This window comes from Pantoea stewartii subsp. stewartii (genome assembly GCF_008801695.1).
GTDB classification, from domain to species: domain Bacteria; phylum Pseudomonadota; class Gammaproteobacteria; order Enterobacterales; family Enterobacteriaceae; genus Pantoea; species Pantoea stewartii.
The window spans coordinates 1-4,408 of record NZ_VZPF01000148.1; the positions used below are offsets into that span (position 1 = coordinate 1).

Below are 4,408 nucleotides of genomic sequence, written 5' to 3' on the forward strand. Positions count from 1 at the left end.
TACGCTTTCCTCCTTCAGAGTCAACCTCTTTTTCAGAAGTTTTTCTCCGGCGGCTCAGTTGCCTGACCCTCTCAACACCGCATTCCGTAAGCCGTTGTGCCGTGTCGATGGAGGCGCATTATAGGGATCCGAATGAATTGCACAACCCTTTTTTTGGATCTTTTTACTGACTGCCGAGAAAACATTCATATTGATTAGATCACCAACGATCCGGCACAAAATCCCCTTGCCAGTTGGTCAGAATCGCATCAGGCTGCCAGTAAACTCAGTAAAAGGAGAACAAAATGACTGTAGCGTTACGCCCTTACAAACATCTTTTCCCAAAATTGGGTCTGCGCGTCATGGTTGATCCCACCAGCGTGGTAGCGGGTGACGTCATTATGGAAGATGATGTAGGTATCTGGCCTTTAGTCGCTATTCGTGGCGATGTGAACCAGGTGCATATTGGTGCCCGAACCAATATTCAGGATGGCAGCGTCCTGCATGTCACGCATAAATCAGAGGCCAACCCCGCCGGTTTTCCTCTGATAATTGGGGAAGACGTAACGGTTGGGCATAAAGCGATGCTGCATGGCTGCACGATAGGCAATCGCGTACTGGTTGGAATGGGCTCAATCGTACTGGATGGCGTCATTGTTGAAGACGACGTTATGATTGGTGCCGGGAGCCTGGTTCCCCCCGGCAAACGACTGGAAAGTGGCTATCTGTATGTCGGGAGCCCGGTCAAACAAATCCGGCCGCTGAATGAAAAAGAAATTGAAGGTCTACTTTACTCTGCCAGCAACTATGTTAACTGGAAGAACGACTATCTGGCCGGAGACAGCCAGACCCATCCTTCATTATCGACCTGATCGTTTCGAATGCAGTCTTCGGCCTGATCTTCCAAATCCCAGCGATGATGGCGAAACAGCGTCATCGCTTCTCCCTCACCGAACTGTTCATTAAGCGCCTCAACACTGATAGCGCAGGTTAAGCCCATCCCGTTTACCAGAACAGGGAAACAAACGGCCCTTAGTTCTGTATTCAGGCTTTCCCGATCAGGAAACTGTATCGCCTGGTTCATGACTGCATCCCGGCTTTTAATGAGGCGATGACCGGTGCGATTTTGGGCATCACCCCGTGCCATAGATGAAAGGCATGTGCGGCCTGACCCACCAGCATCCCCAGCCCGTCAGCAAGGTGAGATGAACCGTGCTGCTGACACCAGCGCAGGAAAGGCGTTAAGCCATTCTGATAGAACATATCGTAGCAACGTAGCTCAGCATGAACTAGTGAAGGCGGCAACGGCGGTACTTCTCCCTGAATACCACTTGATGTGGCATTAATGACAATGTCGAAATGTCTATCCACAAGCGCGTCAAACGAGCACGCATTAATCGCTCCGCGATGGGCAAACTCTGCGGCCAGAGTCTGCGCATTCAACGCCGTTCGGTTCACGACCGTGATCGTTGCTCCCATTGAAAGCAGAGGGAGAATGACGCCCCGAGCGGCCCCACCTGCCCCCACCAGCAGAAGATGGCTGTCGGGCTTAATCATCCCAAGGCGCTGAAGATCGCTGAGCAGCCCAATACCATCCGTATTGTCGCCAAGAATTTGGCCATCATCACACAGCTTTAGCGTGTTCACAGCCCCTGACAGCGCAGCGCGCTCGGTCAACTGGTCGGCAAATGCCCACGCCTGCTGTTTAAAAGGCAGCGTAATGTTCGCACCCGCCCCGCCGTCGTGGAAAAAAGTGCGGAGAGTCTCAGGAAAAGCATCAACAGGCGCATCAATACGATCATACTGAAGAGAGATTCCTGTCTGTCGCGCAAACGCCTGATGAATGTGCGGCGATTTGCTGTGACTAATGGGATGACCGAAAACTGCAAAATTTGCCATATATTAACCCTGGCGTATCAAATTGCCGCTGATGACATCGCGAATCTCAGAAGGATTGAGCCTTCCTCCTGTCTTTCCATTCAATACAGGAAACGCGGTGCCAAACTGCAATTTGACCTCTTCGACTGAACGGCACGGTGGCTGACCGGAAAGATTAGCGCTGGTCGATACCAAAGGTTTTCCAAACGCCCGGCACAGCGCCTGAACATCCGGATGATCGCTAACGCGGATGGCTAGCGAATCAAATTGCCCGGTTAACCAGCGCGGGGTAACCGGAGAAGCAGGCACGACAAAGGTGACCGGGCCTGGCCAACAGGCAAACATACGTTCACGCTGCTCCGTGGTTAAGGCCTCATCTGATATGTAAGGTTTAAGCTGATCATAGTCGGCAGCTATCAGGATCAAGCCTTTCTCTACTGGCCGTTTTTTTAATGCCAGCAGTGCCATGACCGCAGATTCATTATCGGGATCACAGCCTAAGCCGAATACCGCTTCGGTGGGATAGGCAATCACAGCATGCTGGTTAAGATGGCTTACACAATCCTGCAATGAGCCGGCAACGGGTTGATTTAACATGGTTATGTCTTATGTCTCTTGAATAATAGCTTTGCCACAACTTTTACTGGCGCAGAAAAGCCGGATGCCCTGCGCCGTCTTTTTCTCGACTAAAAGCGGAAATTCACAATGCGGACAGCGCCCCGCCACTGGCGTCAGGTTCACGGCAAACTGACAGGCTGGATAGCGTTCGCAGGCATGAAACGTTTTACCAAAACGCGAGCGGCGTTGTACCAGCTTACCCTGCTGACACTGCGGACAGTCGATCGTGGTTTCATCCGGTTTATCGATGGTTTCGGTGTAATCACACGCGGGATAGTCGCTACAGCCAATAAACATGCCAAATCGGCCCTGGCGCAATACTTTATCCGCCCCGCATTGTGGGCAAACGTGGCCTTCCAGAACTTTGACAACATGCCCATCAGCCTGGTTTCCCAAAGGCTTGATATAGTCACAGGCAGGGTAATTTGCACAGCCCAAAAATGGGCCATGCTTTCCTGAACGTATAACAAGTTCTGCCCCGCATGCGGGGCAGGGATCCTGTTTACGCACAGTAAAGAGTGCGGTTTTACTCATAACAGTCATGCATTAGTAAAAATTTAATGCAGCATACCTTCGTTGACGTCGAATAGCAGTTCTTCCATCTGCTGATACGCGTTTTCACATCCAGGGATGTTAAACAGCACCATCAGCACCACCCATTTAAGATCCTCAAGATCGAAATCCAGCGTATCAAGCGCCATGACACGTTCAATGACCATTTCTCGTGTTTCCAGACTCAGTACCTGGATTTGCTCCAGGAACAGCAGGAAACCGCGGCTTTCGGCATCTAAACGCTTGCTCTCTTCATCGGTATAGATGCGCATAGAGAGCGGATCATTTGCCAGCAAAATTGGTGCGACCAGTCCTTCCTGATAGTCCGCCAATTTCTCTAACCAGTTCAACGCATTATAAATATCTTCGCGGTGAAAACCGGCATCCGTCAAGTCATCTGTCAATCTGTCCTGATCAACACCCATTTCTGTTTCGTTGTGGATATAGGTCTCAAACAAGTACATGAGTACGTCGAACATGGCATGCCCTCCTCAATCGGACATAGCCGCCGGGTACAGCTGCGATCCATCCTGTTAACTCCAGTTCCAGCAATTGAGCTGTAATAACTGGCACAGGTTGGCCGGCACGTTCAGCGACAACGTCAACAGGTGTAACCTCATCACCTACGTTAGCCAACAGCTCGGCAAATGGCAATGGAGCATCGTCACTGGCATCAGAATAAATTTCATCTGACGGGTTAACAGGTAACCAGTTAAGCATAGCGCGTAAATCTTCGACAATGTTATTAGGATGTGCCACCAACATGGCACCTTGTTGGATCAGCCAGTTTGTCCCCTCACTGCCGCTGTTACCCAGCGCACCCGGTAAGGCATAAACATTGCGATTCTGCTCTAATGCATAACGGGCTGTGACTAATGAACCACTTTTTAATGACGCCTCAATGACGAGAACACCCTGACTTAACCCACTGATAATACGGTTTCTGCGCGGAAACTGATGCGCCAGTGGCGCGGCAGTAAGCGGAAACTCCGAGATCACGGCGCCTCCCTGCATAACAATCTCCTGCGCCAGCGCAGTGTGTTTTTTGGGATACAGATGGGCCAGTCCACTCCCCAGTACGGCCACGGTTTTACCCTGCACATTTAATGCGGCACGGTGTGCCACGCCATCAATCCCGATAGCCAGCCCACTGGTTATGGTCAAACCGCTCAATGCCAGTTGTTGGGTGAACCAGTCGCACCAGTAACGGCCTGAGGGCGAACACAGACGGCTGCCTACCACCGCCAGTTGAGGGTAAGCGTCACATTTAAACCGTCTGTGCAGCGGGCTCCGGTTCCGGGAAAATAGTGTCCATCATTTTTTAATGGACACTATCGCGTGAAACACCGGACATGGCTCCTTGAGGCGCTTCGCCTCCATT

General features: G+C 51.3%; 6 protein-coding genes and 1 pseudogene. 1 reads left to right on the plus strand and 6 read right to left on the minus strand.

Annotated features, from left to right (window positions below):
- The first annotated feature begins 284 nt into the window (after positions 1-284).
- The gene (locus tag F7Q90_RS24745; protein WP_006120665.1) at positions 285-851 is read left to right on the plus strand and encodes a gamma carbonic anhydrase family protein; all 567 of its coding nucleotides are present in this window, start codon (positions 285-287) and stop codon (positions 849-851) included.
- Here F7Q90_RS24745 and F7Q90_RS24750 read toward each other — a convergent pair.
- The 6 genes and pseudogenes from F7Q90_RS24750 to dprA form a co-directional block, all read right to left on the minus strand.
- Positions 806-1,063 (minus strand): DUF1488 family protein, encoded by a 258-nt coding sequence (locus tag F7Q90_RS24750; RefSeq protein ID WP_006120664.1) that lies wholly within the window; start codon positions 1,061-1,063, stop codon positions 806-808. The two genes, F7Q90_RS24745 and F7Q90_RS24750, sit on opposite strands and share 46 nt — an antisense overlap.
- Complete coding sequence (gene aroE / locus F7Q90_RS24755) at positions 1,060-1,878, minus strand: shikimate dehydrogenase (RefSeq protein WP_006120663.1); 819 nt, start codon at positions 1,876-1,878, stop codon at positions 1,060-1,062. Before aroE ends, F7Q90_RS24750 begins: the two co-directional genes overlap by 4 nt.
- A gap of 3 nt (positions 1,879-1,881) precedes the next feature.
- On the minus strand, positions 1,882-2,454 hold the full coding sequence (gene tsaC, locus F7Q90_RS24760; RefSeq protein ID WP_006120662.1) for an L-threonylcarbamoyladenylate synthase type 1 TsaC: 573 nt from the start codon (positions 2,452-2,454) through the stop codon (positions 1,882-1,884).
- Between the two features lie 9 nt (positions 2,455-2,463).
- A complete protein-coding gene (locus F7Q90_RS24765) occupies positions 2,464-3,009 on the minus strand; it encodes a DNA topoisomerase family protein (protein WP_006120661.1) in 546 nt (181 codons plus the stop codon).
- A gap of 23 nt (positions 3,010-3,032) precedes the next feature.
- Positions 3,033-3,506: a DUF494 family protein Smg gene (gene smg / locus F7Q90_RS24770; protein WP_006120660.1), complete on the minus strand. Its 474-nt coding sequence runs from the start codon at positions 3,504-3,506 to the stop codon at positions 3,033-3,035.
- Positions 3,478-4,281: pseudogene (dprA, locus tag F7Q90_RS24775) on the minus strand (DNA-processing protein DprA); the annotation flags it as partial. The pseudogene dprA and the gene smg, both read right to left, overlap by 29 nt.
- Between the last annotated feature and the right edge of the window lie 127 nt (positions 4,282-4,408).